We start from the raw sequence: 26,405 nt of genomic DNA, 5'->3' as shown, positions 1-26,405 counted from the left end.
CCCCAGGCTGGAACAGACGCAAGGAAACCGGCACGCGCGCACACGCATGCCGACGTAACAGTCTACGTCAGGCCCCCCTCAGGCACGAAATCGCGGCTGGACCGCGGGGGGCCGCTCGGTCGAGAGGATCAGTCCAGGGGCGCGTATGGAGCGCCGGCGGCCTCGAGCCGCTCCTTGCCGCCGTCGAGGGCGGTGAGCACCCACAGCCCCGCGTCGGTGACCGCCACGGTGTTCTCCCAGTGCGCGGCCCGCGACCCGTCGGTCGTGATGACGGTCCAGTCGTCCCCCAGCACCCGCGTCTCGGGCGATCCCAGGGTGACCATCGGCTCGATGGCGACGGTGACGCCGGAACGGACCGTGGGGCCCTTGTCGCGCACGCGGTAGTTGGGCACCTGCGGGTCCATGTGCATCGCGGTGCCGATGCCGTGGCCGACGTACTCCTCGACGATCCCGTAGTCACGACCGACCCGCTCCCCCGAGGCCACGATGCTGTCCTCGACCCCGGCCCCGACCTCGTAGAGCGACTCCCCCACGGTGAGCGCGGCGATGCCGGCCCACATCGAGTCCTCGGTGGCGTCGATGAGCTCGAGGTCCTCGGGCCGTCCGGCCTCGCGGCCCCCGACGATCACCGAGATCGCCGCGTCGCCGTGCCAGCCGCCGACGATCGCCCCGCAGTCGATCGAGATGAGGTCTCCCTCGGCCAGGACCCTGGAGCCCGGGATGCCGTGGACGACCTCCTCGTTGACCGACGTGCACAGCGAGCCCTTGAAGCCGTGGTAGCCGAGGAACGACGGCGTCGCCCCACAGCCCCGGATGTGCTCCTCGGCGAGCTCGTCGAGCGCCTTGGTGGTCATGCCGGGGCGCACGGTCTGCGCCATCAGCTGCAGCGTCTGTCCCACGACCAGGCCCGCCTTGCGCATGCGCAGGATCTGGTCAGGGGTCTTGGTGTCGATCTTGGACCGGCCGAACATCAGGAGCGAGCAACCCCTTCGAGGGCCGAGGAGATGCGGCTGAAGACCTCGTCGACCGAACCCATGCCGTCGACCTGCACGAGGAGCCCGCGCCCGGAGTAGACCTCGGTCAGCGGGGCGGTCTCGCGCCGGTAGATGGCCTGGCGCTCGCGGATGACCTCTTCCGAGTCGTCGTCGCGACCCTCGATCTCGGCCCGCTTCAACAGGCGCGCCACGACCGCGTCCTCGTCAACGGTCAGCTCGAGGACGGCCTCGAGGGTGTGGCCGTGCTCGGCGAGGATCGCGTCGAGGGCATCGACCTGGGCGGCGGTGCGCGGGTAGCCGTCGAGCAGGAAGCCCCGCTCGGCGTCGTCCTCGAAGAGACGGTCGCGCACGATGGCGTTGGTGATCTCGTCGGTGACGTAGCCACCGGACGCGAGCACCGCCTTGACCTGCTGGCCCAAGGGCGTCTCGTTCTTGATGTTGGCGCGGAAGATGTCACCGGTGGAGATCGCGGGGATGCCGAACGACTCGGCGATCTTGGCGGCCTGGGTGCCCTTACCGGCGCCCGGCGGGCCGAGGATGATGAGGCGCATTTACCGGAGGAACCCTTCGTAGTGGCGCTGCTGGAGCTGGCTCTCGATCTGCTTCACCGTCTCGAGGCCGACGCCGACGATGATGAGGATCGACGTGCCACCGAACGGGAAGTTCGTGTTGGCACCGACGGCGACGAGCGCGATGAGCGGGATCAGTGCGAGGAGGCCGAGGTAGATGGCCCCCGCGACGGTGATGCGGGTGAGCACGTAGTCGAGGTACTCGGCCGTGGGTCGCCCGGCGCGGATACCTGGGATGAAGCCGCCGTAGCGCTTCATGTTGTCGGCGACCTCCACCGGGTTGAACGTGATCGACACGTAGAAGAACGTGAAGAACAGGATCAGCGCGATGTAGGTGATCATGTAGATCGGGTGGTCACCTCGGACGAAGTGCGAGTCGATCCACGTGACCCAGCCGGCCTGGTTGCCGGTCGTCGACCTGTTGAACTGTGCCAGCAACGAGGGCAGCGCCAGCAGGGACGAGGCGAAGATCACGGGGATGACGCCCGCCATGTTGACCTTCAGGGGGATGTAGGTCGAGGTGCCGCCATACATCTGGCGACCGACCTGGCGCTTCGCGTACTGCACGGGGATCCGCCGCTGGCTCTGCTCGACGAACACGACCAGGGCGATGATGCCGAAACCGAGCAGGATCACGCCGATGAAGATGTCCCAGCGACCGTCCTGCTGCTGGATGGCCCACAGGGAGCTGGGGAAGGTCGAGGCGATCGAGGTGAAGATCAGCAGCGACATGCCGTTGCCGATGCCCTTGTCGGTCACGAGCTCACCGAGCCACATGACCACACCGGTGCCGGCGGTCATGGTCAGCACCATGATCACCAGGGTCGGGATCGAGTCGTTGGGAAGGATCTTGGTGCAGCCGGGGCCGAACAGCGCCGAGGGGTTCTGGGCGAAGGTGATCAGCGTGGACGACTGGAGGACCGCCAGGCCGATGGTGAGGTAGCGCGTGTACTGCGTCATCTTCGTCTGGCCCTGCTGGCCCTCCTTCTTGAGGGCCTCGAACCGTGGGATGACCACGGTGAGGAGCTGCACGATGATGCTCGCCGTGATGTACGGCATGATCCCGAGCGCGAAGATCGACAGCTGCAGGAGCGCGCCACCACTGAAGAGGTTGGCCAGGCCCAGCACACCCGAGTTGGTGGGGGCACCCTTGATGCACGCCTGCACCGCCGTGTAGCTGACGCCCGGGACGGGAACGTGCGAGCCGAGCCGGAACAGGATCACGATGGCAAGCGTGAACAACAGCTTCCTGCGCAGATCCGGCGTCTTGAACGCACGGGTGAAGGCGGTGAGCACAGGTCCTCCTGGGTGACGCGGGCCGAGCAGCCACGCGGTGAGACGGTCAGGCAATCCTAGGCACGATACATCGATCGGCCGAACTCCTTGCCATACAGGTATGCCGCGGGCTCACCTTGAGCGGTGAGACCGCGGCATACCGTGTGGGGCTGGGTGGTTCAGACGGAGGTGACCGAGCCGCCGGCGGCCTCGATCTTCTCCTTGGCGCTCGCCGAGAACTTGTCAGCGGTCACGGAGACCTTGACGCTGATCTCGCCGTCGCCGAGCACCTTGACCGGGAGGTTGTCCCGGACGGCGCCCTTGGCCACGAGGTCGTCGACGGTCACGTCGCCGCCCTGCGGGTAGAGGGCGGAGAGCTTGTCCAGGTTCACGACCTGGTACTCCACCTTGAACGGGTTCTTGAAGCCGCGAAGCTTCGGCAGCCGCATGTGCAGCGGCATGGCGCCACCCTCGAAGCGCTCGGGCACCTGGTAACGAGCCTTGGTGCCCTTCGTGCCACGACCGGCGGTCTTGCCCTTGGAACCCTCACCGCGACCCACGCGGGTCTTGGCGGTCTTGGCTCCCGGGGCGGGACGCAGGTGGTGCAGCTTGAGGGCGGTGCCCTCGACGGACTTCTCCGACTTCGCAGCAGCGGCCTTGGTGGCCTTCTTCTCTGCCATGGTCAGTCAACCTCCTCGACAGCGACCAGGTGGGCCACCGTCTTGACCATCCCGCGGATCTCGGGACGGTCCTCCTTGACGACGACGTCGCCAATGCGCTTCAGACCGAGGCTGCGCAGGGTGTCGCGCTGGTTCTGCTTGCCGCCGATCTCGGAACGGGTCTGGATCACCTTCAGACGCATCAGGCACCTGCCTTGGCGGCCTCGCGGCCAGCAGCCTGGGCGCGCAGCATGGCGGCCGGGGCGACCTGGTCGACCGGGAGGCCGCGGCGGGCAGCCACTTCCTCCGGACGCTCGAGACCCCGCAGGGCCGCGACCGTCGCGTGGACGACGTTGATGGCGTTGTCCGAGCCGAGCGACTTGCTCAGCACGTCGTGGATGCCGGCGCACTCGAGCACCGCGCGCACCGGACCACCGGCGATGACACCGGTACCGGGAGCAGCGGGACGGAGCATGACGACACCGGCAGCGGCCTCACCCTGCACGGGGTGCGGGATGGTGCCCTGGATGCGCGGGACCTTGAAGAACTCCTTCTTGGCCTCCTCGACACCCTTGGCGATGGCCGCGGGAACTTCCTTGGCCTTGCCGTAGCCGACACCGACGGTGCCGTCGCCGTCGCCCACGACCACGAGGGCGGTGAAGCTGAAGCGACGTCCACCCTTGACGACCTTGGACACGCGGTTGATGGTGACAACGCGCTCGACGTAGGCGCTCTTCTCGGCCTGGTCACGACCGCCTTGACGGTTGTCGCGGCCACCGCGGCGGTCGCCGCGCTCGCCACGAGCTGCGTCGCCGCCAGCAGCGGCACCAGTGCCTCGACGCTGGGGTCCGGGCATCAGATGTTCCTCATCTCAATAACAGTTGCGGTCACGGTGCTCACAGGGACAGCCCACCCTCGCGGGCGCCCTCGGCGATGGCCGCGACGCGACCGTGGTAGCGGTTGCCACCGCGGTCGAACACGACAGCCTCGACGCCGACGCTCTTGGCGCGCTCGGCCAGCAGCTCGCCGACCTTGCGGGCCTTGGCGGTCTTGTCGCCCTCGAACGAGCGCAGGTCCGCCTCCATGGTGGAAGCCGACGCCACGGTCTTGCCGAGGGTGTCGTCGACGACCTGCACGAAGACGTGGCGCGACGAACGGGAGACGACCAGGCGCGGACGAACCGCGGTGCCGGTCACCTTCTTGCGCAGGCGCAGGTGGCGACGGCCGCGTGCAGCGGACTTGCCCTTGGCGCGCTTGACGATCATTGCCATGACTTACTTACCGGCCTTTCCGACCTTGCGACGGATGTGCTCGCCCGCATACCGCACGCCCTTGCCCTTGTACGGGTCGGGCTTGCGCAGCTTGCGGATGTTCGCGGCAACCTCGCCGACCAGCTGCTTGTCGATGCCCTGGACCGCGAAGCGGGTCGGGTTCTCGACGGCGAAGGAGATGCCCTCAGGGGCCTCGACGGTGATCGAGTGGCTGTAACCGAGCGCGAACTCCAGGCTTCCGCCCTTGTTCGCGACGCGGTAACCCGTGCCGTGGATCTCCATCTTCTTCTCGTAGCCCTCGGTGACACCGAGGACCATGTTGTTGATGAGCGAGCGGGTCAGGCCGTGCAGGGCACGGGACTGGCGCTCGTCGTTGGGCCGCTTGACCTCGAGGGCCTCGTCACCCTTCTCAACGGTGATCGGCTCGGCCACACGGTGGCTGAGCTCGCCCTTGGGGCCCTTCACCTTGACGGTCTGACCGTCGATGGTGATGTCGACACCGCTGGGGATGGAGACCGGGAGTCGTCCAATACGCGACATGTCGAATACCCCTTACCAGACGTAGGCGAGGACTTCCCCGCCCACACCCTTGGAAGCCGCCTGACGATCCGTGAGGAGGCCAGACGAGGTGGAAATGATGGCCACACCGAGACCGCCGAGAACCTTGGGAAGGTTCGTCGACTTGGCGTAGACGCGCAGACCGGGCTTGGAGACACGGCGCACGCCAGCGATGGAACGCTCGCGGTTGGGTCCGTACTTCAGCTCGATCGTCAGCGTCTTGCCGACCTCGGCATCCTCGACCTTCCAGGAGGCGATGTAGCCCTCCGCCTGGAGGATCTCGGCAACGTGGGACTTCAGCTTGGAAAACGGCATGGAGACTGCGTCGTGGTGCGCCGAGTTGGCGTTCCGGACGCGCGTCAACATGTCCGCAATCGGGTCAGTCATGGTCATGGGCTTCTCCGGCCCTCTCTCACCGCGGTTTCACTGCGCTGCGCGCTGCGACCTGCGATGTAGAACGAAAACAATGGGTGGGTGGTGCTGAGCTTCTTTACCAGGAGCTCTTGGTGACGCCGGGCAGCTCACCGCGGTGTGCCATCTCGCGAAGGCAGATGCGGCAGAGCCCGAACTTGCGGTAGACCGAGTGCGGTCGGCCGCAGCGCTGGCAACGGGTGTAGCCACGCACCTTGAACTTCGGCTTCTTGTTGGCCTTGTTGACCAGGGCGGTCTTCGCCATGTCAGTTCTCCTTGAAGGGGAAGCCGAGCGCCTTGAGCAGAGCGCGGCCCTCGTCGTCGTTGGTGGCGGTGGTCACCACGGTGATGTCCATGCCACGCACGCGGTCGATCCGGTCCTGGTCGATCTCGTGGAACATCGACTGCTCGGTCAGACCGAAGGTGTAGTTGCCGTTGCCGTCGAACTGCTTCGGCGACAGACCACGGAAGTCACGGATGCGGGGCAGCGCCGTCGACACGAGGCGGTCGAGGAACTCCCACATGCGGTCGCCGCGCAGCGTGGTGTGCGCGCCGATCGGCATGCCCTCACGAAGCTTGAACTGCGCGATGGACTTGCGGGCCTTGGTGACGAGCGGCTTCTGGCCGGTGATCGCCGAGAGGTCGCGGATGGCGCCCTCGATGAGCTTGGCGTCCTTGGCGGCGTCACCGACACCCATGTTCACGACGACCTTGACGACGCCGGGCACCTGCATGACGTTGGCGTGGCCGAACTGCTGCTGCAGCTGACCCTTGATCTCCTCGGCGTAGCGCGTCTTCAGACGCGGCGCCGGCGTGGTTGCAGTCTCAGTCATGTCTCTCACAGGTCCTTGCCCGAGCGCACCGCGACGCGAGTACGCACGGTCTTCTCACGGCCGTTGCGCTCGACGGTCTCGACGCGCGTCTTGACGCGGGTCGGCTTCTTCTCGGTCGGGTCGACGATGGCCACGTTGCTCACGTGGATCGCGGCCTCCTGGACGACCAGGCCACCGGTGCGGGTGCCACGGGCCGACTGTCCGGCCTTGGTGTGGCGGGTCACCCGGTTGACGCCCTCGACGAGCACACGCTCGGTCTCGGGGTACACGGCGATGACCTTGCCCTGCTTGGTCTTGTCCTTGCCCGTGAGGACCTGGACGAGATCGCCCTTCTTGATCTTCATCTTCTTGGCGGCTGCCATGGCTCAGAGCACCTCCGGCGCCAGCGAAATGATCTTCATGAACTTCTTCTCGCGCAGCTCGCGGCCCACCGGGCCGAAGATGCGGGTGCCACGGGGGTCACCGTCGCCCTTGAGGATGACGGCAGCGTTCTCATCGAACTTGATGTAGCTGCCGTCGGAGCGGCGACGCTCCTTCGTGGTGCGAACGATGACTGCCTTGACGACGTCGCCCTTCTTGACGTTGCCGCCGGGAATGGCGTCCTTGACGGCGGCGACGATCACGTCACCGATGCCGGCGTAACGACGACCGGAACCACCGAGAACACGGATGCAAAGGATCTCCTTGGCACCAGTGTTGTCGGCGACACGCAGTCGCGACTCCTGCTGGATCACTGTCTAACTCCTGTCGTCGAGCTGGTTCTCACTCGCGGTGAGCCTTGCCGAACTGTGGGTGGTCTTGTTTCCGCGCCCCGCGGCCCCCGACCTGGTGGTCGGGCGCCGCGGTGGCATCGGCATGTCTGGAACTACTTGGCCTTCTCGAGGATCTCCACCACGCGCCAGCGCTTGGTGGCCGACAGCGGCCGGGTCTCCATGATCGAGACGCGGTCGCCGATACCGGCGGCGTTCTGCTCGTCATGGGCCTTGACCTTGCTCGAGCGACGCAGGACCTTGCCGTAGAGCGCGTGCTTGACGCGGTCCTCGACCTCGACCACGACGGTCTTGTCCATCTTGTCGCTGACCACGTAACCCTGACGGGTCTTGCGGTAGTTGCGGTCTGCAGCCGTCACGGCCTCATCCTTCACGTTCTTGCTCATGCTGACTTCTCCGTGCTCTGCGGGGTGGCCCCACCGATGCCGAGCTCGCGCTCGCGCAGCTCGGTGTAGATGCGAGCGATGTCCTTGCGGACGGCACGCAGGCGACCGTGGTTGTCCAGCTGGCCCGTGGCCGACTGGAACCGGAGGTTGAACAGCTCCTCCTTGGCCTTGCGGAGCTCGTCAACCAGGCGCTCGTCATCGAGACCACGCATGTTCTCGGACGTCAGGTCCTTGGATCCGACTGCCATCAGATGTCACCACCCTCACGCCGAACGAAGCGGCACTTCATGGGGAGCTTGTGCATCGCCAGACGCATCGCCTCACGGGCGACGTCCTCGGACACACCGGAGATCTCGAACATCACGCGACCAGGCTTGACGTTGGCGATCCACCACTCGGGGGAACCCTTACCGGAACCCATGCGGGTCTCGGCGGGCTTCTTGGTCAGCGGGCGGTCGGGGTAGATGTTGATCCACACCTTTCCACCACGCTTCATGTAACGCGTCATCGCGATACGAGCGGACTCGATCTGACGGTTGGTGACGTAGGCGGGCTCGAGGGCCTGGATGCCGTAGTCGCCGAACGCGATCTTCGTGCCACCCTTCGCAGCGCCCGAGCGACCCGGGTGGTGCTGCTTGCGGTGCTTGACTCGACGAGGAATCAACATGTCAGGACTGCTCTCCCTCAGTGCTGGCAGCGGCTGCCGGGGCCGGGGCCTCGGTGGCGGGTGCTGCGGCAGCGGTCTCGGTGGCGGTGCCCTCCGGACGCTCGCGACGAGCGCGGGCCGGACGGTCTGCGCCGTCGCGACGCGGGCCACGGCTCGGGCGCGGCGCAGCAGCCTGCTGCTGGGCCAGCTCGCGAGCGGTGACGTCGCCCTTGTAGATCCACACCTTGACGCCGATGCGACCGAAGGTGGTGCGGGCCTCGTAGAAGCCGTAGTCGATCTGCGCACGCAGGGTGTGCAGCGGGACGCGACCCTCGCGGTAGAACTCCGTGCGGGACATCTCGGCGCCGCCGAGGCGACCGGAGACCTGGACACGGATGCCCTTGGCGCCGGCGCGGGTGGCGGACTGCATGCCCTTGCGCATCGCACGACGGAACGACACACGAGCAGAGAGCTGCTCGGCGATGCCCTGCGCGACGAGCTGGGAGTCGACCTCGGGGTTCTTGACCTCGAGGATGTTCAGCTGGACCTGCTTGCCCGTGAGCTTCTCGAGCTCGCCACGGATGCGGTCGGCCTCTGCGCCGCGACGACCGATGACGATGCCGGGACGCGCGGTGTGGATGTCCACACGGACGCGGTCACGGGTGCGCTCGATCTCGACGCGGGAGATGCCGGCCCGCTCCATGCCCTCGGACATGAGCTTGCGGATGGCGACGTCTTCCTTCACGTAGTCGCGGTACCGCTGACCCTCCTTGGTGGAGTCAGCGAACCAGCGGCTCTTGTGCTCGGTGGTGATACCGAGGCGGAAGCCGTGCGGGTTGACCTTCTGGCCCATTAGCGGGTGCCTCCCTTGGTGGTCTTCGGCGTGACGACCACGGTGATGTGGCTGGTCCGCTTGTTGATGCGGGCCGCGCGGCCCTGGGCACGCGGGCGGAACCGCTTCATCGTCGGGCCCTCGTCGACGTAGGCGGCGCTGATGACGAGGTTGCGCTCGTCAAAGGCCTCCGACGCCTTGTCCGCCTTGACCCGGGCGTTGGCGATGGCGCTCTCGAGCACCTTCTGGATCGGGTCCGACGCGGACTGCGGCGCGAACTTCAGCACGGCGACGGCCTCGACGGCCTGCTTGCCGCGGATGAGGTCCACGATGCGACGCGCCTTCTGGGGCGTGACGCGGACGTGCCGCGCGCTCGCCTTGGCTTCCATCACGTTGTCCTTGTTCTCGGTGGGGGCGGCCATCAGCGACGACGCCCCTTCTTGTCTTCCTTCACGTGACCCTTGAACGTGCGGGTCGGCGCGAACTCGCCGAGCTTGTGGCCGACCATCGACTCGGTGACGAACACCGGGACGTGCTTGCGGCCGTCGTGGACGGCGAAGGTGTGACCGAGCATGTCGGGGCTGATGACCGACCGACGTGACCAGGTCTTGATGACTGTCTTGGTGCCCGCTTCGTTCTGGACGTCGACCTTCTTCTGAAGGTGGCCGTCGATGAAGGGGCCCTTCTTCAAGCTACGAGGCATGGTTTCTCAGGCTCCTTCTCAGCGCTTCTTACGACGGCGGCGAACGATCATCTTGTCGCTCGGCTTGCCAGGACGGCGGGTGCGGCCTTCGGCCTGTCCCCAGGGGCTGACCGGGTGGCGTCCACCAGAGGTCTTGCCCTCTCCACCACCGTGCGGGTGGTCGACCGGGTTCATGGCGACACCACGGACGGTCGGGCGCTTGCCCTTCCACCGCATGCGGCCGGCCTTGCCCCAGTTGATGTTGGACTGCTCGGCGTTGCCCACCTCGCCGACCGTGGCGCGGCAGCGCAGGTCGACGTTGCGGATCTCGCCGGACGGCATGCGCAGCTGGGCGTAGGGGCCGTCCTTGGCGACGAGCTGCACACGCACACCAGCAGAACGGGCGATCTTCGCGCCGCCACCGGGCCGGAGCTCGACGGCGTGGATGACCGTACCGGTCGGGATGTTGCGCAGCGGCAGCGTGTTGCCGGGCTTGATGTCGGCGCCGGGGCCGTTCTCGATGTTGGCGCCCTGCTCAAGACCCTTGGGGGCCAGGATGTAGCGCTTCTCACCGTCTGCGTAGTGCAGCAGGGCGATGCGTGCGGTGCGGTTGGGGTCGTACTCGATGTGAGCGACCTTCGCCGGCACGCCGTCCTTGTCGTGGCGACGGAAGTCGATGACGCGGTAGGCGCGCTTGTGACCTCCACCGATGTGACGGGTCGTGATGCGGCCGTTGCTGTTACGTCCACCGGACTTGGTCAGTGGACGAACCAGTGACTTCTCCGGAGTGGAACGCGTGACCTCGACGAAGTCGGCAACGCTGGAGCCTCGACGGCCAGGCGTCGTCGGCTTGTACTTGCGGATACCCATGTTTGTAAGTCCCTAACGTCTCTTCAGCGTCCTGGTCAGGCGCCGGCACCGAAGATGTCGATCGAGCCCTCGCGGAGGGTGACGATCGCACGCTTGGTGTCCTTGCGCTTGCCGATGCCGAACCGCGTGCGACGGGTCTTGCCGACACGGTTGAGGGTGTGAACGGAGTCGACCTTGACACCGAAGACACGCTCAACGGCGATCTTGATCTCGGTCTTGTTGGCCCGCGGGTCGACGATGAAGGTGTACTTGCCCTGGTCGAGCAGCGAGTACGACTTCTCGGAGACCACCGGAGCGATCAGGATGTCGCGGGGGTCCTTGCCTGCAATGAGCGAGCTCACTTGCCCTCCTCCTCATCCGCAGACTCGGCGGCCTTGGCAGCCTTCGTCGTCTTCGCGGGCTTGTCGGCCTTCTCAGCCTTCGCCGGCTTCTCAGCCTTCGCGGGCTTGTCGGCCTTTGCGGGCTTGTCGGCCTTCTTCTCGGTCTTCGTGGCGGGCTTCTCGGCCGCGGCGGGCTCTGCAGCCTCGACCTCGATCTCGATGACGCCACCCACCGGCTGCGCACCGGAGACGAAGGCCTCCAGGGCTGCCGTGGTGAAGACCACGTCGTCCGACATCAGCACGTCGTACGTGTTGAGCTGGTCGGCCGCCAGGACGTGGACGCCCTCGAGGTTGCGCACCGACTTCAGCGACACGAGGTCGCTGCGGTCGAGCACCACGAGCACGTTGGTCCGGGTGGTCAGGCCAGCCAGCAGGCCGGCTGCGTCCTTGGTGGACGGAGCGTCGGCGGTCACCAACGAGTCGACCACGTGGACGCGACCATTGCGGGCCCGGTCGGACAGGGCGCCGCGCAGGGCGGCAGCCTTCATCTTCTTGGGGGTCCGCTGCGAGTAGTCACGCGGCTGCGGGCCGTGGACGATGCCACCGCCGGCGAACTGCGGCGCGCGGGTCGAGCCCTGACGGGCGCGGCCGGTGCCCTTCTGGCGGTAGGGCTTGCGCCCACCGCCGCGGACCTCGCCGCGGGTCTTGGTCGAGTGGGTGCCCTGACGAGCGGCAGCCATCTGGGCCACGACGACCTGGTGGATGAGCGGCACGTTGACCTGGACGTCGAAGATCTCGGCGGGCAGGTCAGCAGCGACAGTCTTGGTAGCCATGGTGATCAGGCTCCCTTCGCGGCCGTGCGGACGAGGACGGTGCCGCCACGGGGGCCGGGAACGGCACCCTTGACGAGCAGCAGGCCGCGCTCGACGTCCACGGCGTGGATCGTGAGGTTCTGGGTGGTCTGACGCACGCCGCCCATACGGCCGGCCATGCGCATGCCCTTGAAGACGCGACCCGGGGTGGCGCAGCCACCGATCGAGCCAGGCTTGCGGTGGTTCTTGTGCGCACCGTGGGAGGAGCTGACGCCGTGGAAGCCGTGACGCTTCATGACACCGGCGAAGCCCTTGCCCTTGGTGGTGCCGGTGACGTCGATGTCCTGGCCGGCCTCGAAGGTCTCGACCGTGACTTCCTGACCGAGCGAGTACTCGGCGGCGTCAGCGGTGCGGAGCTCCACAAGGTGGCGACGCGGGGTCACGCCGGCCTTCTCGAAGTGTCCGGTGAGGGGCTTGGTCACCTTGCGGGGGTCGATCGCGCCGAACGCGATCTGGACGGCGGCATAGCCGTCGGTGGCGGCGTCGCGCACCTGCGTGACGACGCAAGGGCCAGCCTCGATGACGGTGACGGGGATGAGCCGGTTCTCGGCATCCCACACCTGGGTCATGCCGAGCTTCTTGCCCAGCACACCCTTCACGGTCTTGGTAGCAGTGTCGGTCATTGTCGCCAGCCTCAGAGCTTGATCTCGATGTTGACGTCAGCCGGCAGGTCGAGTCGCATCAGCGAGTCGACGGCCTTCGGCGTCGGGTCGATGATGTCGATCAAGCGCTTGTGGGTGCGCATCTCGAAGTGCTCGCGGCTGTCCTTGTACTTGTGGGGCGAACGGATGACCACGAAGACGTTCTTCTCCGTGGGCAGCGGCACAGGGCCGACCACCGTCGCGCCAGCACGGGTCACCGTGTCGACAATCTTGCGCGCCGAGTTGTCGATGACCTCGTGGTCATACGACTTCAAGCGGATGCGGATCTTCTGTCCCGCCATCTCCGTTACGTCTCTCTCTCGCCGAACATCTAACCGGCCCTGTGGTCTTGTCCGACCCCCGCGGTCGGGTGTGTCGCACCCGCTTCGCGGTCCGGCGACATGCGTTTGCACGCAGTGGTCACGCAGATCGGAAAATTCCGGCAGAGCCGGGGCTTGCGCTTCCCTGGTGTGTCGCCCCAAGCGCGTAGGCACGTGGTTCGAGGTGTGTCACCGGGGGTGGCGGCGTCGACATGGGTCAACGGCGCGCGTCAAGCAACCGGTCCAGTGTGCCAGAGCCCCCCTCGACCTACCAAATCGAGGTCGGGCCGCTCGGCAATCCTCTCCTCGTGGCGCGTCGCGCCACGTCCTCGACTGCCGGTGCTCACCGTGAACGGCTTCGGGCGCCAGCCACGGCGACGGACGACGCCCACCGTCCACGGTGGACGGTGGGCGTCGAGAGCGCGAGTCAGGGTCAGGGACGAGGGACACCCAGGACCCCGGCGTCGAACGCCTTGAGCACCGAGGCCCGGTCGGCCGCGGTGAGCTTGCCGGCCTTCACCGCGGCATCGAGCCGGGTGGACAGCTCGGTACGGCGCTCGGTGCGGTGCTCGGCACGCAGCGCGTCGATGGCGGCCTGCACCTTGGCCTCGGACAGCCCGAGCTGCTTGGCCAGGGCTGCGACCCGGGCCTTCTCGCGGGCGGTGCGCTCGGCCTCGGAGGGCGGCGTCGGCTTGGCGCCGTCGGCCGGCTTGGCCGGGCGCTGTGGACGGTTCGCCTCACGCACGGCCTCCAGGGCAGCCCTCACCTTCGCCTCGCTCACTCCGAGCTGCTTGGCCAGGGCGGCGGCCTCCATCCCGGCCGGACCGTGGCCGCGGCCGGGCCCGCCGGGGCCACCCCACCCGGCCGGCCCCTGCGGCCGGGTGCCCGACGGAGCCGAGCTGGTCGTGCCGCTCGGGGTCGGGGTCGCGTTGTCGGCAAGGGCCTGGGTGGCCCCGATGCCTGCGGCGATGGCAGCGACACCGGCCGCGCCTGCGACCTTCACGGATCTGCGGACAGGAGACATGCGTGGGTCCTCTCGTGGGTGGGGACGGCCTCTGCAACGCCCCCGCGGTGTCCCCACGGTGCGCGCTGGTCCTGCAGGCTCCCCGTGCCCCACCTGTCAAGAACCTGTCAGCCGGCTCTGCGGGTCGCTGCGTCCGGGCGGTGGAAGGATCAGGACCCATGACGACGACGAGCGACGTGCAGGTGGGTCCCGGCCGCCGGCGGCAGGGGGTCATCTACCGCGACGGGGTCCTGGGCCGCCGCCCGACGGTTCCTGCGGATGCGGCTGAGCTCGAGCGCAGCGCAGCCACGGCGATGACCCCGCGCGCCTGGGCCTATGTCGGGGGAGGCGCCGGCGCCGGCGCCACGATGCGCGCCAACCGGGAGGCCTTCGAACGACGTCGGCTCGTCCCACGCATGGCGACGGGGCACGCCGGCCGCGACCTCACCACCTCGCTGCTCGGCCAGGAGCGGTCCACTCCCCTGCTGCTCGCACCCATCGGCGCCGCCGGCATCGTCTCCCGTGGCAGCGACCTGCAGGTCGCCCGGGCTGCCGCCGCGACCGGGGTCCCCTACATCGTGTCCAACCAGGGCTGCAGTCCCATGGAGGAGGTCGCAGCAGCACTCGGCGACACCCCGTGGTGGTTCCAGCTCTACTGGTCGACCGACGAGCCGCTCGTCGACAGCCTCCTGCGTCGCGCCGAGGAGGCCGGTGCGAGCGCGGTCGTCGTCACGCTCGACACGACGATGCTGGGGTGGCGTCCACAGGACCTCAACCTCGGGTCGCTGCCGTTCTCCCAGGGGATCGGCATCGCGCAGTACACCTCGGATGCGAGGTTCCAGGAGATCGTCCGGGAACGGCTGGCCGCCCAGCCGGCCGGTGGGACCGACAGGACGAGGGTGACCCTCGGCGCCATACGGTCGCTGCTGTCGATCAGCCGGGAGCACCCGGGGTCGCTGCGCGAGAACCTGCGCTCCCCCACGCCGCGTGCGTCCGTCGAGGCATTCCTCGACATCTATTCCAACCCCGGCCTGTCGTGGGACCTCCTGGCCACCTTGCCCCACCGCACGCACCTGCCCGTCCTGCTCAAGGGGGTGCTGCACCCCGACGACGCACGCCGTGCCGTCGAGCTGGGGGTGAGCGGGATCGTGGTGAGCAACCACGGTGGCCGCCAGGTCGACGGCGCCATCGCCTCCCTCGACGCGCTCGGCCCGATCCGCGACGCCGTCGGACCCGGCCTGCCGCTCGTGCTCGACAGCGGCGTGCGGAGCGGTTCCGACGTGGTCAAGGCACTTGCCTGCGGAGCGGACGCCGTGGCACTGGGACGGCCCTACGTGTACGGCCTCGCCCTGGCCGGCGAGGACGGGGTGCGGGACGTCATCGACAACGTCCTCGCCGAGCTGGACCTGACGCTCGGCCTGTGTGGTCTCGGGTCGGTCGCCGAGCTGAGGTCGCTCGGGACGGCGGCCCTGGGTCCACACGGCGACGCGGCGCCCACCTGAGTGGACGCCGCGTCGTCGTGCAGTCGGTCAGGCCGGCCAGACCGGTCCGACCGAGCCGAACAGGCCGGTCACCGCCGCCGAGCCACGTAGGCGAGGAACGCCAGGCCGTTCGGGCTCCCCACGCCGGTGACGTCGTCGTAACCCTTGCGGGTGAAGATCGTCCCGGTCTGGTTCAGGGTGCGCAGCGACGTGACCACCCCGTCGCTGTCGTCGAACCCGTTCGCGTAGTCGACGCGGACCACCGCGTCGGTGACCTTGCGGCCGTGGTTGACATCGCGGAAGGCCGCGCTGCCGGCCAGCGAGTACAGCTTGGGGTTGAGGAACCCCAGCGACCCGCGGTGCACCTGGTCGGCCACCGCCACCACCCCGGCGAAGAGCGGGGAGGACAGCGACGTGCCACCGATGCGGTACTCCGAGTACTTGACGGAGCCGTCGGGGAACGTCTGGCTCTGGCCGACGAGGAACCCGGTGTTCGGGTCACCGACCATCGCGACGTCGGGGACGACGCGGTGCGGGCCCTCGCCGAAGTAGTTCGCCAGCGACGAGGGGACGACCCCCTTCTGGTAGGCCGGTTCGGCGAAGAGGTGCGTGGTGCCACCGCCGCCGCCGTAGAGGTACGCCGGGGTGGACGGCGACCACTTGCCGTCGACCAGCGTGGACTTGCCGGTCCCCCAGCCCTGCTCGAAGCCGTAGCCGTTGGACTTGGTCACGGCCAGGGCGGTGCCGCCGACCGCGGTGACCATGGGGTCGGAGGCCTGGAAGTCGGTCTGGCGGTGCCCGGTGTTGGCGATCTCGTCGCCGTCGTCGCCGCTGGAGAAGATCATCGAGATGCCCTCCGCCGCAGCCTGGATCGCCGTCTGGTGGCTGTTCGCCAGGTCGGCCGGCGCCACGACGTCATCGGGCTCGCCGTAGGAGTTCGTGATCACCTGGGCGAGCTGGTTGTCCACGACCGTGTTGACGGCGGCGTTGATGTCGTCGTCGTAGCAGCTCTCGGCCCCCACGTAGAGGATCTTGGCGCCGGGCGCCGTGGCGTGGACCGCCTCGACGTCGAGGGTCTCCTCGCCGTACCAGCCGCTGGCCCCGCACTCGTCGGTGTGGGTGAACGTCGTGGGCAGGTTCTGGTCGAGCTGGTAGCTGCGCAGCGGGTGGCTCGGGTCGTTGCGCTGGGCGTAGCGCATGGCATCCCCGAGGATGTACTGCGAGGCGTAGGCGTCGACGACGGCCACGGTGGTGCCACGGCCGTCATAGCCCTGCGACTGGGCTGCGCTGGTGCCGTAGGCGCCCCGCACCTGCGCCGGCTTGTAGCCGCAGGGTGCGTAGGGCTGCGGGTTCGCCACGAGCTGTGGCAGGTTCGTCGCCATCTTCTGCCCGTAGTAGGTCGAGCAGGGGCGGCCGTTGCGGAACACCGCATCCGGCGGCGGCAGCACGTCATCCGGGCGGGACCGCGCGACCGCGCTCTTCGAGGCGGCCGAGACCTGCTGGGCGGGGGTGTCCGGGACCGACCGGAGCGGGGTCTTGCGGGCCGAGGTGTCGAGCCCCGAGACCCCGACGACCAACCCCGCGAGCGAAGCGGGGACGGAGTATGCCGTGGTCGGCGCGGTCACCGTCTGCCCGTCCTTGGTGAACGAGGACAGCTTCGTCGACAACGCCTTCTGGGTCGCCGCGGCAGGGGCCGTGACCTCGATGTAGCGGTGGTTGGCCGGCACGGCGCCGATCGTCAGGCCCTGCGACCGCAGCCACTTCGAGACGGTCGCGACCTGGTCGGACGTCGGGGCGAAGCGGGCGCGCCACGAGGCGGCCGAGACGAAGTGGCCGTACTGCGCCGAACCCGGCGTGGAGACCGCGTCCGCGAGGGCCTGGGCACCCGCGGGGTCACGCAGGGCGAGGACGAAGGTGAGGTGCTGGGTGGCCGAGGACGGCACCGCAGCGACCCGACGGGCGTGGGCGGTCCACGACGGCGCACTGCCGACGACGTGGCGCCCGGTGCTCCCCGAGGCCTGCGCGATCGTCGGGACCGCCATGGCCAGGGCCAGGGCGCCGGTGAGCGCCAACCCTGTCTGACTCCTGCTGGGACTTCTCATCAGATGTGACCTCCGAGGTCGTGAGCCGGGTCGACCGGTTGACGACCCCCCCAGCGCAGTCTCATCCGCTTCGCGGCCTTCGCCCATGTCAAATGTCACGGACGTCCCGGACGGCAAAGGGCCCCGCAGCCGAAGCTGCGGGGCCCTTTGTGGTGCTGGTGGCGCTGTGGTCAGATCACCACGACGAAGTCGTGAATGTTACTTGGTGATCTTGGTGACGCGGCCGGCGCCGACAGTGCGGCCACCTTCGCGGATGGCGAACTTGAGGCCGTCCTCCATGGCGATCGGCTGGATGAGCTCGACGTTCATCTCGGTGTTGTCACCGGGCATGACCATCTCGGTGCCCTCGGGGAGGTGCACGACGCCGGTCACGTCGGTGGTGCGGAAGTAGAACTGCGGGCGGTAGTTGTCGTAGAACGGCGTGTGACGGCCGCCCTCATCCTTGGACAGGATGTAGACGTTGGCCTCGAAGTCCGTGTGCGGGGTGATCGAGCCCGGCTTGCAGATGACCTGCCCGCGCTCGACGTCCTCGCGCTTGGTGCCACGAAGGAGCAGGCCGACGTTCTCGCCCGCACGACCCTCGTCGAGCAGCTTGCGGAACATCTCGACGCCGGTGACCGTGGTCTTGGTCGGCGGACCGGTGTGGATGCCGACGATCTCGATCTCCTCGTTGACCTTGAGGATGCCGCGCTCGATACGACCGGTGACGACGGTGCCACGACCGGTGATCGTGAAGACGTCCTCGACGGGCATGAGGAACGGCTTGTCGATCTCGCGCTCCGGCTCCGGGATGTAGTTGTCCACGGCGTCCATGAGGTCCAGGACCGACTGGCCCCACTCGGCGTCACCCTCGAGCGCCTTGAGCGCCGAGACCTTGACGACCGGGAGGTCGTCGCCGGGGAACTCGTAGGAGGACAGCAGCTCGCGGACCTCCATCTCGACGAGCTCCATGATCTCCTCGTCGTCGACCATGTCAGCCTTGTTGAGCGCCACGACGATGTAGGGGACGCCGACCTGCTTGGCCAGCAGGACGTGCTCCTTGGTCTGCGGCATCGGGCCGTCGGTCGCCGCGACCACGAGGATCGCGCCGTCCATCTGCGCCGCACCCGTGATCATGTTCTTCACGTAGTCCGCGTGACCGGGGCAGTCGACGTGGGCGTAGTGACGACCCTCCGTCTGGTACTCGATGTGCGCGATCGAGATCGTGATGCCGCGCTGCTTCTCTTCCGGCGCCTTGTCGATGTCGTCGAACGCGAACTGCGGGTTCAGGTCCGGGTACTTGTCGTGCAGGACCTTGGAAATCGCAGCCGTCAGCGTCGTCTTACCGTGGTCGATGTGACCGATGGTGCCGATGTTGACGTGCGGCTTGGTCCGCTCGAACTTTGCCTTCGCCACTGTGGTGTCCTCCTCAGGACTCTTGGTGATACGCCGTACGACCTTGGCAGGACATGGCGCGGATTGTGGGGTGGAGCTGGGGTGGTCTGATGACCAGGGTGCGACCGGTAATGCTACCGGTCACTCGCCCCGGGTCTTCTTGATGATCTCCTCGGCAACAGCCTTGGGGACCTCGGCATAGGAGTCAAACTCCATCGAGTAGCTCGCGCGACCCTGGGTCTTGGACCGCAGGTCCCCGACGTAGCCGAACATCTCCGACAGCGGGACGAGGCCACGAACGACCTTGGCACCACTGATGTCCTCCATGGCCTGGATCTGGCCACGGCGGGAGTTGATGTCACCGATGACGTCGCCCATGTAGTCCTCGGGCGTACGCACCTCGACGGCCATCATCGGCTCGAGGAGCACGGGGTCGGCCTTGCGGACGGCCTCCTTCAGCGCCATGGAACCGGCGATCTTGAACGCCATCTCCGAGGAGTCGACGTCGTGGTAGGCGCCGTCGAGCAGGGTCGCCTTGATCCCGACGAGCGGGTAGCCGGCGAGCACGCCGTACTGCATGGCGTCCTGGATACCGGCGTCGACGGACGGGATGTACTCACGCGGGACGCGGCCACCGGTGACCTTGTTGGCGAACTCGTAGAGCTCACCCTCACCGGTGTCCAGCGGCTCGATCGAGATCTGGATCTTGGCGAACTGGCCGGAGCCACCCGTCTGCTTCTTGTGGGTGAAGTCGAGCTTCTCCACGGTGCGACGGATCGTCTCGCGGTAGGCCACCTGCGGCTTGCCGACGTTGGCCTCGACCTTGAACTCGCGCTTCATGCGGTCCACGAGGATGTCGAGGTGGAGCTCGCCCATGCCGGCGATGATGGTCTGGCCGGTCTCCTCGTCGTGGTGGACCTGGAAGGTCGGGTCCTCGGCGGAGAGCTTCTGGATGGCCGTGGAGAGCTTCTCCTGGTCACCCTTGGTCTTCGGCTCGATGGCCACCTGGATGACCGGGTCCGGGAACGTCATCGACTCGAGCACGATCTGCTCGTTCGGGTCGCTCAGGGTGTCACCGGTCGTGGTGTCCTTCAGGCCGATCGCCGCGTAGATGTGACCCGCGAGGGCCTCGTCCACGGGGTTCTCCTTGTTGGCGTGCATCTGGAAGAGCTTCCCGATGCGCTCCTTGCGGCCCTTGGTCGTGTTGACGACCGCGGAGCCACTGGAGATCTGGCCGGAGTAGACGCGGATGAAGGTCAGCGTGCCGAAGAACGGGTGCGTCGCGACCTTGAACGCCAGCGCCGAGAACGGCTCGCTGGTGTCGGGCTTGCGCGTCATCTCGACCTCCTCGTGGTTCGGCTTGTGGCCGACCATCGGGGGGACGTCGAGCGGGGACGGCAGGTAGTCGACGACGGCGTCGAGCATCGGCTGCACACCGCGGTTCTTGAAGGCAGAGCCGCACAGGATCGGGTAGAGCTCGGAGTTGACCGTGAGCTTGCGGATCGCGCCCTTGATCTCCTCGGGCGTCAGCTCCTCGCCACCGAGGTACTTCTCCATGAGGACGTCGTCGGACTCGGCGACGCGCTCGACGAGGGCGTGGCGGTACTCCTCCACCTTCTCGAGCATGTCGGCCGGGATCTCCTGGATCTCGTACTTGGCACCCATGGTGACGTCACCCTTGGCGTCACCGGGCCACACGAGCGCGCGACGGTAGATGAGGTCGACCACACCGACGAAGTCGTTCTCGGCGCCGATCGGCAGCTGGAGCACGAGGGGCTCCGCGCCGAGGCGCTCCTTGATGGTGTCGACGGTGAAGTAGAAGTCCGCGCCGAGCTTGTCCATCTTGTTGACGAACGCGATGCGGGGGACGTCGTACTTGTCGGCCTGGCGCCACACGGTCTCGGACTGGGGCTCGACACCCTCCTTGCCGTCGAACACGGCAACGGCACCATCGAGGACGCGCAGCGAACGCTCCACCTCGACGGTGAAGTCGACGTGCCCGGGGGTGTCGATGATGTTGATCTGGGTGCCCTCCCAGAAGGAGGTCACGGCGGCAGACGTGATCGTGATGCCGCGCTCCTTCTCCTGCTCCATCCAGTCGGTGGTGGAGGCGCCGTCGTGGGTCTCACCGATCTTGTGGTTGACCCCGGTGTAGAAGAGGATGCGCTCAGTCGTCGTCGTCTTGCCGGCGTCGATGTGCGCCATGATCCCGATGTTGCGGACCTTGGTCAGGTCCGTCAGGACGTCGAGTGCCAATGTGATCGTCTCATCTCATTCGTTACGAAAAATGCTGTGCAGTGGCGCGTGAGCACCACGCACCTCCGGTATGCCGCGTGCGGGTGCGGCACGCGGCATACCGGTCGCTGTTACCAGCGGTAGTGCGCGAAGGCCTTGTTGGACTCGGCCATCTTGTGGGTGTCCTCGCGACGCTTCACCGCGGCGCCGAGGCCGTTGGACGCGTCGAGGATCTCGTTCATGAGGCGCTCGGTCATCGTCTTCTCACGACGCTGACGCGAGTAGCCGACCATCCAGCGCAGCGCCAGCGTGGTCGCGCGGTTGGGCTTGACCTCGATCGGCACCTGGTAGGTGGCTCCACCGACACGGCGGGACTTGACCTCCAGCGTGGGGCGGATGTTGTCGAGGGCACGCTTGAGCGTGACCACGGGGTCGGTGCCGGTCTTCTCGCGGCAGCCCTCGAGGGCGCCGTAGACGATGGTCTCGGCGATGGACTTCTTGCCATCGAGGAGGATCTTGTTGACCAGCTGGGTCACCAACGGAGAGTTGTGGACCGGGTCGACGACGAGGGGGCGCTTGGGCGCGGGTCCCTTACGAGGCATTACTTCTTCTCCTTCTTCGCGCCGTAAAGGGAGCGGGCCTGCTTGCGGTTCTTGACACCCTGGGTGTCGAGCGAACCGCGGACGATCTTGTAGCGCACGCCGGGAAGGTCCTTCACACGACCGCCACGCACGAGCACGATCGAGTGCTCCTGCAGGTTGTGGCCGACGCCGGGGATGTAGGCCGTGACCTCGATGCCGCTGGTGAGGCGCACACGGGCGACCTTGCGCAGGGCAGAGTTCGGCTTCTTGGGGGTGGTGGTGTACACACGCGTGCACACGCCACGGCGCTGGGGCGAGCCCTTGAGGGCAGGGGTCTTGGTCTTGGTGACCTTGTCCTGACGCCCCTTGCGCACAAGCTGGTTGATCGTAGGCAACCTGTTCTCCGTACGTAGTTGATGTTCTGCGCCGTCGGTCCGCGCCAGCGGTCCTCGGGCACTCCTTGGTGTGGTGCCTCGCCCGACCCCCGCACTCGGGTGTGTCGCGCTCGGCGCTCCCCCCTGCACTTTCCACGACGGACCCATGCGGATCTGGTGCGGATTGCCCGGCGAGAGGTGGTGCTGGCCCACCGGCCTGACTCGGCGGCGGCTCCAGCGGCGTGTCCAGAGGTGGACCTCAGACACAGTGTTCAAAGATACCGCCTGCGGTGTGGCCCACCAAATCGGTGTGCCCCCGCTCCCCCGCACCCGACGACCGAGGGGGCCGGCCCGGCGAACCGGACCGACCCCCTCGGGTCACGCTGTGCGAGTGGGGTCAGTCCAGACCCAGCTCGGCGTCGTCGAGGCGGATGGCCTCGCCGGAGCCCGGGCCGAAGACCGGGTAGTCGTACTCGTAGCTCGGCATCGAGTACATCGCAGCCTTGGCCTCTTCCGTGGCCTCGACCTTGATGTTCCGGTAGCGCGGGAGACCCGTGCCGGCCGGGATGAGCTTTCCGAGGATGACGTTCTCCTTCAGACCCAGCAGCGGGTCCGACTTGCCGTTCATCGCCGCTTCGGTGAGGACGCGGGTCGTCTCCTGGAAGGAGGCGGCCGACAACCACGAGTCGGTGGCGAGCGAGGCCTTGGTGATACCCATGAGCTCGGGGCGACCCGAGGCCGGGCGGCCACTCTCGGCGACGACGCGACGGTTCTCGTTCTCGAAGCGACCACGCTCGGCCAGCTCACCGGGGAGCAGGTCGGCGTCACCGGACTCGATGATCGTGATCCGGCGCAGCATCTGCCGCACGATGACCTCGATGTGCTTGTCGTGGATCGACACACCCTGCTGGCGGTAGACGTGCTGGACCTCGTCGACCAGGTGCATCTGGACCGCACGCGGACCGAGGATGCGCAGGACCTGCTTCGGGTCGATGGAACCGACCGTCAGCTGGTGACCGACCTCGACGTGCTGGCCGTCCTGGACGAGCAGGCGCGCGCGCTTGCTCACCGGGTAGGCGTGCTCCTCGGAGCCGTCGTCCGGCGTCAGCATCAGGCGGCGCGTCTTGTCCGTGTCCTCGATCGTGACGCGGCCGGAGGCCTCGGCGATCGGGGAGACACCCTTGGGGGTACGGGCCTCGAAGAGCTCGACCACACGCGGCAGACCCTGCGTGATGTCGTCACCAGCCACACCACCGGTGTGGAAGGTACGCATCGTCAGCTGCGTGCCGGGCTCACCGATGGACTGCGCGGCGATGATGCCGACCGCCTCACCGATGTCGACGAGCTTGCCGGTGGCCAGCGAGCGGCCGTAGCAGGCGGCGCAGGTGCCGACGTGGGACTCACACGTGAGGACCGAGCGGACCTTGACCTCCTCGACGCCAGCGGCGACGAGGGCGTCGATGACCACGTCACCGAGGTCGATGCCGGACTCGGCGAGGACGGCACCGTCCTTCTCGACGTCGGCGGCGAGCGTGCGGGCGTAGACCGAGGTCTCCACGTCGTCGTGCTCGACCAGGGCGCCCGAAGCGTTCTTCTGCGCGATCGGCATGGTCAGGCCGCGGTCGGTGCCGCAGTCGTCCTCGCGGATGATGACGTCCTGCGAGACGTCCACCAGACGACGGGTCAGGTAACCCGAGTCGGCGGTACGCAGCGCGGTGTCGGCAAGACCCTTACGCGAACCGTGCGTGGAGATGAAGAACTCGAGCACCGACAGACCCTCGCGGAAGTTCGCGCGGATCGGGCGGGGAATGATGTCGCCCTTCGGGTTGGACACCAGACCACGCATACCGGCGATCTGACGCAGCTGCATCCAGTTACCACGCGCACCCGAGGACACCATCTTGTAGATGGTGTTGGTCTTCGGGAGGTTGGCCTCCATCTCCTTGGCGACCTCGTTGGTGGCCTGGGTCCAGATCTCGATGAGCTCCTGGCGACGCTCGTCGTCGGTGATCAGACCGCGCTCGTACTGGACCTGGACCTTGGTGGCCTTGGTCTCGTACGCCTCGAGGATCTCGAGCTTGCGCGGCGGGGTCACGACGTCGGAGATGGCGACCGTGGTGCCCGAGCGGGTCGCCCAGTGGAAGCCGTACTCCTTGAGCGCGTCGAGGCTCGCCGCGACCTGCACCTTGCTGTAACGCTCGGCGAGGTCGTTGACGATGGTCGACAGGCGCTTCTTGTCCACGACGGCGTCGACGAACGGGTAGTCCACCGGCAGCGTCTGGTTGAACAGGGCGCGACCGAGGCTGGTCTCGACCGTGAGCGAGGACACCTGCCCCTGCTCGTTGGCCTCGACACCCTCGGGGAGCTCCGTGCCGGGGATCGGCACGACGTCGAGCAGGCGGATCTTGATCTTGCTGCCGAGCTCGAGCTGGCCGGCGTCGAAGGCCATGCGGGCCTCGGAGACCGAGGAGAACGCCCGACCCGTACCGCGGCCCTCGGGCACCTCGGAGGTGAGGTGGTAGAGGCCGATGATCATGTCCTGGGTGGGCATGGTCACCGGACGACCGTCGGCCGGCTTGAGGATGTTGTTGCTCGAGAGCATGAGGATGCGGGCCTCGGCCTGGGCCTCGGTGCTCAGGGGCACGTGGACAGCCATCTGGTCACCGTCGAAGTCGGCGTTGAAGGCCGAGCAGACGAGCGGGTGGATCTGGATGGCCTTGCCCTCGACGAGCTGCGGCTCGAAGGCCTGGATGCCGAGGCGGTGCAGCGTGGGTGCACGGTTGAGCAGCACGGGGTGCTCGGTGATGACCTCTTCGAGGACGTCCCACACGACCGGACGGGCGCGCTCGACCATGCGCTTGGCCGACTTGATGTTCTGCGCGTGGTCGAGGTCGACCAGGCGCTTCATCACGAACGGCTTGAAGAGCTCCAGGGCCATCTGCTTGGGCAGACCGCACTGGTGCAGCTTGAGCTGCGGGCCGACGACGATGACCGAACGGCCGGAGTAGTCGACGCGCTTGCCGAGGAGGTTCTGGCGGAACCGACCCTGCTTGCCCTTGAGCATGTCGGACAGCGACTTGAGCGGACGGTTGCCGGGGCCCGTGACCGGGCGACCGCGACGGCCGTTGTCGAAGAGGCTGTCGACAGCCTCCTGGAGCATCCGCTTCTCGTTGTTGACGATGATCTCGGGCGCACCGAGGTCGAGCAGCCGCTTGAGGCGGTTGTTGCGGTTGATGACGCGGCGGTACAGGTCGTTGAGGTCGGAGGTCGCGAAGCGGCCACCGTCGAGCTGCACCATCGGACGCAGGTCCGGGGGGATGACCGGGACGGCGTCGAGCACCATGCCGTCGGGCTTGTTGGTCGTGACCTGGAAGGCCGTGACGACCTTGAGCCGCTTGAGGGCACGGGTCTTCTTCTGGCCCTTGCCGGTGGCGATGATCTCGCGCAGCAGCTCCGCCTCGGCCTCGAGGTCGAAGGTCTGCAGGCGCTTCTGGATCGCTGCCGCGCCCATGCCGCCCTCGAAGTAGAGGCCGAACCGGTCACGCATCTCGCGGTAGAGGATCTCGTCGCCCTCGAGGTCCTGGACCTTGAGGTTCTTGAACCGGTCCCAGACCTGCTCGAGGCGCTCGATCTGCTGGTCCGCGCGCTTGCGGATCTGGTTCATCTCGCGCTCGGCGGACTCGCGGACCTTGCGGCGCGCGTCGGCCTTGGCACCCTCGGCCTCGAGCTCGGCGATGTCGGACTCGAGGCGCTTGGCGCGGGCCTCGACCTCGGAGTCACGCTTGTTGGAGAACTCCTTCTTCTCGACCTCGATCTGGGCCTCGAGCGACGGCAGGTCCTTGTGACGCTGGTCGACATCGACGGACGTGATCATGTAGGCCGCGAAGTAGATGACCTTCTCGAGGTCCTTCGGTGCCAGGTCGAGCAGGTAGCCCAGGCGCGACGGGACGCCCTTGAAGTACCAGATGTGGGTGACGGGGGCGGCGAGCTCGATGTGGCCCATCCGCTCACGACGCACCTTGGCGCGGGTGACCTCGACGCCACAGCGCTCACAGATGATGCCCTTGAAGCGGACCCGCTTGTACTTGCCGCAGTTGCACTCCCAGTCCCGGGTCGGGCCGAAGATGCGCTCGCAGAACAGGCCCTCCTTCTCGGGCTTGAGCGTGCGGTAGTTGATGGTTTCCGGCTTCTTCACCTCACCGTGGCTCCACTGACGGATGTCGTCAGCAGTGGCCAGGCCGATGCGCAGTTCGTCAAAGAAGTTGACGTCGAGCACGTGGTTCCTTCTTCCGTGTCTCTAGCTTAAAACTGGGGGTTGGTCGTGAGGGGGGGGTGTGCCGCGTGG

The 26,405-nt window shown here is 67.5% G+C and carries 30 protein-coding genes and 2 pseudogenes; 1 reads left to right on the top strand and 31 read right to left on the bottom strand.

Features of this window, described 5'->3' with window-relative positions:
• Positions 1-128 precede the first annotated feature (128 nt).
• The 25 genes and pseudogenes from map to ABEG17_RS11900 form a co-directional block, all read right to left on the bottom strand.
• Positions 129-971, bottom strand: coding sequence for a type I methionyl aminopeptidase (gene map / locus ABEG17_RS12020; RefSeq protein ID WP_406829708.1), 843 nt, complete (start codon positions 969-971; stop codon positions 129-131).
• Positions 971-1,546 (bottom strand): adenylate kinase, encoded by a 576-nt coding sequence (locus tag ABEG17_RS12015; protein ID WP_406829707.1) that lies wholly within the window; start codon positions 1,544-1,546, stop codon positions 971-973. The genes map and ABEG17_RS12015 overlap by 1 nt, the downstream gene beginning before the upstream one ends.
• The gene (secY, locus tag ABEG17_RS12010; RefSeq protein WP_406829706.1) at positions 1,547-2,860 is read right to left on the bottom strand and encodes a preprotein translocase subunit SecY; all 1,314 of its coding nucleotides are present in this window, start codon (positions 2,858-2,860) and stop codon (positions 1,547-1,549) included.
• Positions 2,861-3,018: 158 nt separating this feature from the next.
• Positions 3,019-3,519, bottom strand: a complete 501-nt coding sequence (gene rplO / locus ABEG17_RS12005) for a 50S ribosomal protein L15 (RefSeq protein ID WP_406829705.1) — start codon at positions 3,517-3,519, stop codon at positions 3,019-3,021.
• A gap of 2 nt (positions 3,520-3,521) precedes the next feature.
• Positions 3,522-3,704, bottom strand: a complete 183-nt coding sequence (rpmD, locus tag ABEG17_RS12000; protein WP_056917240.1) for a 50S ribosomal protein L30 — start codon at positions 3,702-3,704, stop codon at positions 3,522-3,524.
• Positions 3,701-4,354, bottom strand: coding sequence for a 30S ribosomal protein S5 (rpsE, locus tag ABEG17_RS11995; protein WP_406829704.1), 654 nt, complete (start codon positions 4,352-4,354; stop codon positions 3,701-3,703). Before rpsE ends, rpmD begins: the two co-directional genes overlap by 4 nt.
• 40 nt (positions 4,355-4,394) lie before the next feature.
• Entirely contained in the window at positions 4,395-4,769 is a 375-nt protein-coding gene (gene rplR, locus ABEG17_RS11990; RefSeq protein WP_406829703.1) for a 50S ribosomal protein L18, read from the bottom strand.
• A gap of 3 nt (positions 4,770-4,772) precedes the next feature.
• Positions 4,773-5,309, bottom strand: a complete 537-nt coding sequence (rplF, locus tag ABEG17_RS11985; protein ID WP_344191473.1) for a 50S ribosomal protein L6 — start codon at positions 5,307-5,309, stop codon at positions 4,773-4,775.
• A 12-nt stretch (positions 5,310-5,321) separates the two neighbouring features.
• Entirely contained in the window at positions 5,322-5,720 is a 399-nt protein-coding gene (gene rpsH / locus ABEG17_RS11980) for a 30S ribosomal protein S8 (protein WP_056915458.1), read from the bottom strand.
• A 97-nt stretch (positions 5,721-5,817) separates the two neighbouring features.
• Positions 5,818-6,003, bottom strand: a complete 186-nt coding sequence (locus ABEG17_RS11975; RefSeq protein WP_035902511.1) for a type Z 30S ribosomal protein S14 — start codon at positions 6,001-6,003, stop codon at positions 5,818-5,820.
• Between the two features lies 1 nt (position 6,004).
• On the bottom strand, positions 6,005-6,571 hold the full coding sequence (gene rplE, locus ABEG17_RS11970; RefSeq protein ID WP_406829702.1) for a 50S ribosomal protein L5: 567 nt from the start codon (positions 6,569-6,571) through the stop codon (positions 6,005-6,007).
• Positions 6,572-6,576: 5 nt separating this feature from the next.
• Positions 6,577-6,933 (bottom strand): 50S ribosomal protein L24, encoded by a 357-nt coding sequence (gene rplX, locus ABEG17_RS11965; RefSeq protein WP_406829700.1) that lies wholly within the window; start codon positions 6,931-6,933, stop codon positions 6,577-6,579.
• A gap of 3 nt (positions 6,934-6,936) precedes the next feature.
• On the bottom strand, positions 6,937-7,305 hold the full coding sequence (rplN, locus tag ABEG17_RS11960; protein WP_056883304.1) for a 50S ribosomal protein L14: 369 nt from the start codon (positions 7,303-7,305) through the stop codon (positions 6,937-6,939).
• Positions 7,306-7,436: 131 nt separating this feature from the next.
• On the bottom strand, positions 7,437-7,727 hold the full coding sequence (rpsQ, locus tag ABEG17_RS11955) for a 30S ribosomal protein S17 (RefSeq protein ID WP_406829699.1): 291 nt from the start codon (positions 7,725-7,727) through the stop codon (positions 7,437-7,439).
• A 35-nt stretch (positions 7,728-7,762) separates the two neighbouring features.
• Positions 7,763-7,975, bottom strand: a pseudogene (rpmC, locus tag ABEG17_RS11950) (50S ribosomal protein L29); the annotation flags it as partial.
• Positions 7,975-8,394: a 50S ribosomal protein L16 gene (gene rplP, locus ABEG17_RS11945; protein WP_406829698.1), complete on the bottom strand. Its 420-nt coding sequence runs from the start codon at positions 8,392-8,394 to the stop codon at positions 7,975-7,977. The gene rplP and the pseudogene rpmC, both read right to left, overlap by 1 nt.
• Position 8,395: 1 nt before the next feature.
• Positions 8,396-9,226, bottom strand: coding sequence for a 30S ribosomal protein S3 (gene rpsC, locus ABEG17_RS11940; RefSeq protein WP_056915464.1), 831 nt, complete (start codon positions 9,224-9,226; stop codon positions 8,396-8,398).
• Positions 9,226-9,594: a 50S ribosomal protein L22 gene (gene rplV, locus ABEG17_RS11935; protein WP_406833187.1), complete on the bottom strand. Its 369-nt coding sequence runs from the start codon at positions 9,592-9,594 to the stop codon at positions 9,226-9,228. Before rplV ends, rpsC begins: the two co-directional genes overlap by 1 nt.
• A 32-nt stretch (positions 9,595-9,626) precedes the next feature.
• On the bottom strand, positions 9,627-9,908 hold the full coding sequence (gene rpsS, locus ABEG17_RS11930; RefSeq protein WP_056915465.1) for a 30S ribosomal protein S19: 282 nt from the start codon (positions 9,906-9,908) through the stop codon (positions 9,627-9,629).
• 18 nt (positions 9,909-9,926) lie between these two features.
• Positions 9,927-10,757 (bottom strand): 50S ribosomal protein L2, encoded by an 831-nt coding sequence (rplB, locus tag ABEG17_RS11925; RefSeq protein ID WP_406829696.1) that lies wholly within the window; start codon positions 10,755-10,757, stop codon positions 9,927-9,929.
• Positions 10,758-10,792: 35 nt separating this feature from the next.
• Entirely contained in the window at positions 10,793-11,098 is a 306-nt protein-coding gene (gene rplW / locus ABEG17_RS11920) for a 50S ribosomal protein L23 (protein WP_406829695.1), read from the bottom strand.
• 220 nt (positions 11,099-11,318) lie between these two features.
• Positions 11,319-11,910, bottom strand: a pseudogene (rplD, locus tag ABEG17_RS11915) (50S ribosomal protein L4); the annotation flags it as partial.
• A 5-nt stretch (positions 11,911-11,915) separates the two neighbouring features.
• Complete coding sequence (rplC, locus tag ABEG17_RS11910; protein WP_344191491.1) at positions 11,916-12,572, bottom strand: 50S ribosomal protein L3; 657 nt, start codon at positions 12,570-12,572, stop codon at positions 11,916-11,918.
• 11 nt (positions 12,573-12,583) lie between these two features.
• Positions 12,584-12,892, bottom strand: coding sequence for a 30S ribosomal protein S10 (gene rpsJ / locus ABEG17_RS11905; RefSeq protein WP_009775966.1), 309 nt, complete (start codon positions 12,890-12,892; stop codon positions 12,584-12,586).
• 451 nt (positions 12,893-13,343) lie between these two features.
• Positions 13,344-13,934 carry a hypothetical protein gene (locus ABEG17_RS11900; RefSeq protein ID WP_406829694.1) on the bottom strand — a complete coding sequence of 197 codons (591 nt, stop codon included), beginning with the start codon at positions 13,932-13,934 and terminating at the stop codon, positions 13,344-13,346.
• Between the two features lie 158 nt (positions 13,935-14,092).
• Between ABEG17_RS11900 and ABEG17_RS11895 the strand changes: the two genes are divergently transcribed.
• The gene (locus tag ABEG17_RS11895; RefSeq protein ID WP_406829693.1) at positions 14,093-15,415 is read left to right on the top strand and encodes an alpha-hydroxy-acid oxidizing protein; all 1,323 of its coding nucleotides are present in this window, start codon (positions 14,093-14,095) and stop codon (positions 15,413-15,415) included.
• Positions 15,416-15,483: 68 nt separating this feature from the next.
• Here ABEG17_RS11895 and ABEG17_RS11890 read toward each other — a convergent pair whose 3' ends face one another.
• The 6 genes from ABEG17_RS11890 to ABEG17_RS11865 form a co-directional block, all read right to left on the bottom strand.
• Positions 15,484-17,496 carry a protease pro-enzyme activation domain-containing protein gene (locus ABEG17_RS11890; protein WP_406829692.1) on the bottom strand — a complete coding sequence of 671 codons (2,013 nt, stop codon included), beginning with the start codon at positions 17,494-17,496 and terminating at the stop codon, positions 15,484-15,486.
• 198 nt (positions 17,497-17,694) lie between these two features.
• Positions 17,695-18,891 (bottom strand): elongation factor Tu, encoded by a 1,197-nt coding sequence (gene tuf / locus ABEG17_RS11885; protein WP_406829691.1) that lies wholly within the window; start codon positions 18,889-18,891, stop codon positions 17,695-17,697.
• Positions 18,892-19,011: 120 nt separating this feature from the next.
• On the bottom strand, positions 19,012-21,126 hold the full coding sequence (gene fusA / locus ABEG17_RS11880; RefSeq protein WP_406829690.1) for an elongation factor G: 2,115 nt from the start codon (positions 21,124-21,126) through the stop codon (positions 19,012-19,014).
• A 110-nt stretch (positions 21,127-21,236) separates the two neighbouring features.
• Positions 21,237-21,707 carry a 30S ribosomal protein S7 gene (gene rpsG, locus ABEG17_RS11875; protein ID WP_056883291.1) on the bottom strand — a complete coding sequence of 157 codons (471 nt, stop codon included), beginning with the start codon at positions 21,705-21,707 and terminating at the stop codon, positions 21,237-21,239.
• Positions 21,707-22,081 carry a 30S ribosomal protein S12 gene (gene rpsL / locus ABEG17_RS11870; protein WP_056915474.1) on the bottom strand — a complete coding sequence of 125 codons (375 nt, stop codon included), beginning with the start codon at positions 22,079-22,081 and terminating at the stop codon, positions 21,707-21,709. Before rpsL ends, rpsG begins: the two co-directional genes overlap by 1 nt.
• A gap of 376 nt (positions 22,082-22,457) precedes the next feature.
• Entirely contained in the window at positions 22,458-26,336 is a 3,879-nt protein-coding gene (locus ABEG17_RS11865) for a DNA-directed RNA polymerase subunit beta' (RefSeq protein WP_406829689.1), read from the bottom strand.
• Between the last annotated feature and the right edge of the window lie 69 nt (positions 26,337-26,405).

The organism is Pedococcus sp. KACC 23699, assembly GCF_045348425.1.
Classification (GTDB): domain Bacteria; phylum Actinomycetota; class Actinomycetes; order Actinomycetales; family Dermatophilaceae; genus Pedococcus.
Note: the sequence above shows the minus strand (reverse complement) of the source record. Positions and strands in the feature narration are given on the sequence as shown.

Coding starts and splice junctions, on each gene's coding strand:
- map (WP_406829708.1), bottom strand. CDS start 971: ATGTTCGGCCGGTCCAAGATCGACACCAAGACCCCTGACCAGATCCTG.
- ABEG17_RS12015 (WP_406829707.1), bottom strand. CDS start 1,546: ATGCGCCTCATCATCCTCGGCCCGCCGGGCGCCGGTAAGGGCACCCAG.
- rplO (WP_406829705.1), bottom strand. CDS start 3,519: ATGGCAGAGAAGAAGGCCACCAAGGCCGCTGCTGCGAAGTCGGAGAAG.
- rpsE (WP_406829704.1), bottom strand. CDS start 4,354: ATGCCCGGACCCCAGCGTCGAGGCACTGGTGCCGCTGCTGGCGGCGAC.
- rplR (WP_406829703.1), bottom strand. CDS start 4,769: ATGGCAATGATCGTCAAGCGCGCCAAGGGCAAGTCCGCTGCACGCGGC.
- rplF (WP_344191473.1), bottom strand. CDS start 5,309: ATGTCGCGTATTGGACGACTCCCGGTCTCCATCCCCAGCGGTGTCGAC.
- rpsH (WP_056915458.1), bottom strand. CDS start 5,720: ATGACCATGACTGACCCGATTGCGGACATGTTGACGCGCGTCCGGAAC.
- ABEG17_RS11975 (WP_035902511.1), bottom strand. CDS start 6,003: ATGGCGAAGACCGCCCTGGTCAACAAGGCCAACAAGAAGCCGAAGTTC.
- rplE (WP_406829702.1), bottom strand. CDS start 6,571: ATGACTGAGACTGCAACCACGCCGGCGCCGCGTCTGAAGACGCGCTAC.
- rplX (WP_406829700.1), bottom strand. CDS start 6,933: ATGGCAGCCGCCAAGAAGATGAAGATCAAGAAGGGCGATCTCGTCCAG.
- rpsQ (WP_406829699.1), bottom strand. CDS start 7,727: ATGAGCAAGAACGTGAAGGATGAGGCCGTGACGGCTGCAGACCGCAAC.
- rplP (WP_406829698.1), bottom strand. CDS start 8,394: ATGTTGATTCCTCGTCGAGTCAAGCACCGCAAGCAGCACCACCCGGGT.
- rpsC (WP_056915464.1), bottom strand. CDS start 9,226: ATGGGCCAGAAGGTCAACCCGCACGGCTTCCGCCTCGGTATCACCACC.
- rplV (WP_406833187.1), bottom strand. CDS start 9,594: ATGGAAGCCAAGGCGAGCGCGCGGCACGTCCGCGTCACGCCCCAGAAG.
- rpsS (WP_056915465.1), bottom strand. CDS start 9,908: ATGCCTCGTAGCTTGAAGAAGGGCCCCTTCATCGACGGCCACCTTCAG.
- rplB (WP_406829696.1), bottom strand. CDS start 10,757: ATGGGTATCCGCAAGTACAAGCCGACGACGCCTGGCCGTCGAGGCTCC.
- rplC (WP_344191491.1), bottom strand. CDS start 12,572: ATGACCGACACTGCTACCAAGACCGTGAAGGGTGTGCTGGGCAAGAAG.
- rpsJ (WP_009775966.1), bottom strand. CDS start 12,892: ATGGCGGGACAGAAGATCCGCATCCGCTTGAAGTCGTATGACCACGAG.
- ABEG17_RS11900 (WP_406829694.1), bottom strand. CDS start 13,934: ATGTCTCCTGTCCGCAGATCCGTGAAGGTCGCAGGCGCGGCCGGTGTC.
- ABEG17_RS11895 (WP_406829693.1), top strand. CDS start 14,093: ATGACGACGACGAGCGACGTGCAGGTGGGTCCCGGCCGCCGGCGGCAG.
- ABEG17_RS11890 (WP_406829692.1), bottom strand. CDS start 17,496: ATGAGAAGTCCCAGCAGGAGTCAGACAGGGTTGGCGCTCACCGGCGCC.
- rpsG (WP_056883291.1), bottom strand. CDS start 21,707: ATGCCTCGTAAGGGACCCGCGCCCAAGCGCCCCCTCGTCGTCGACCCG.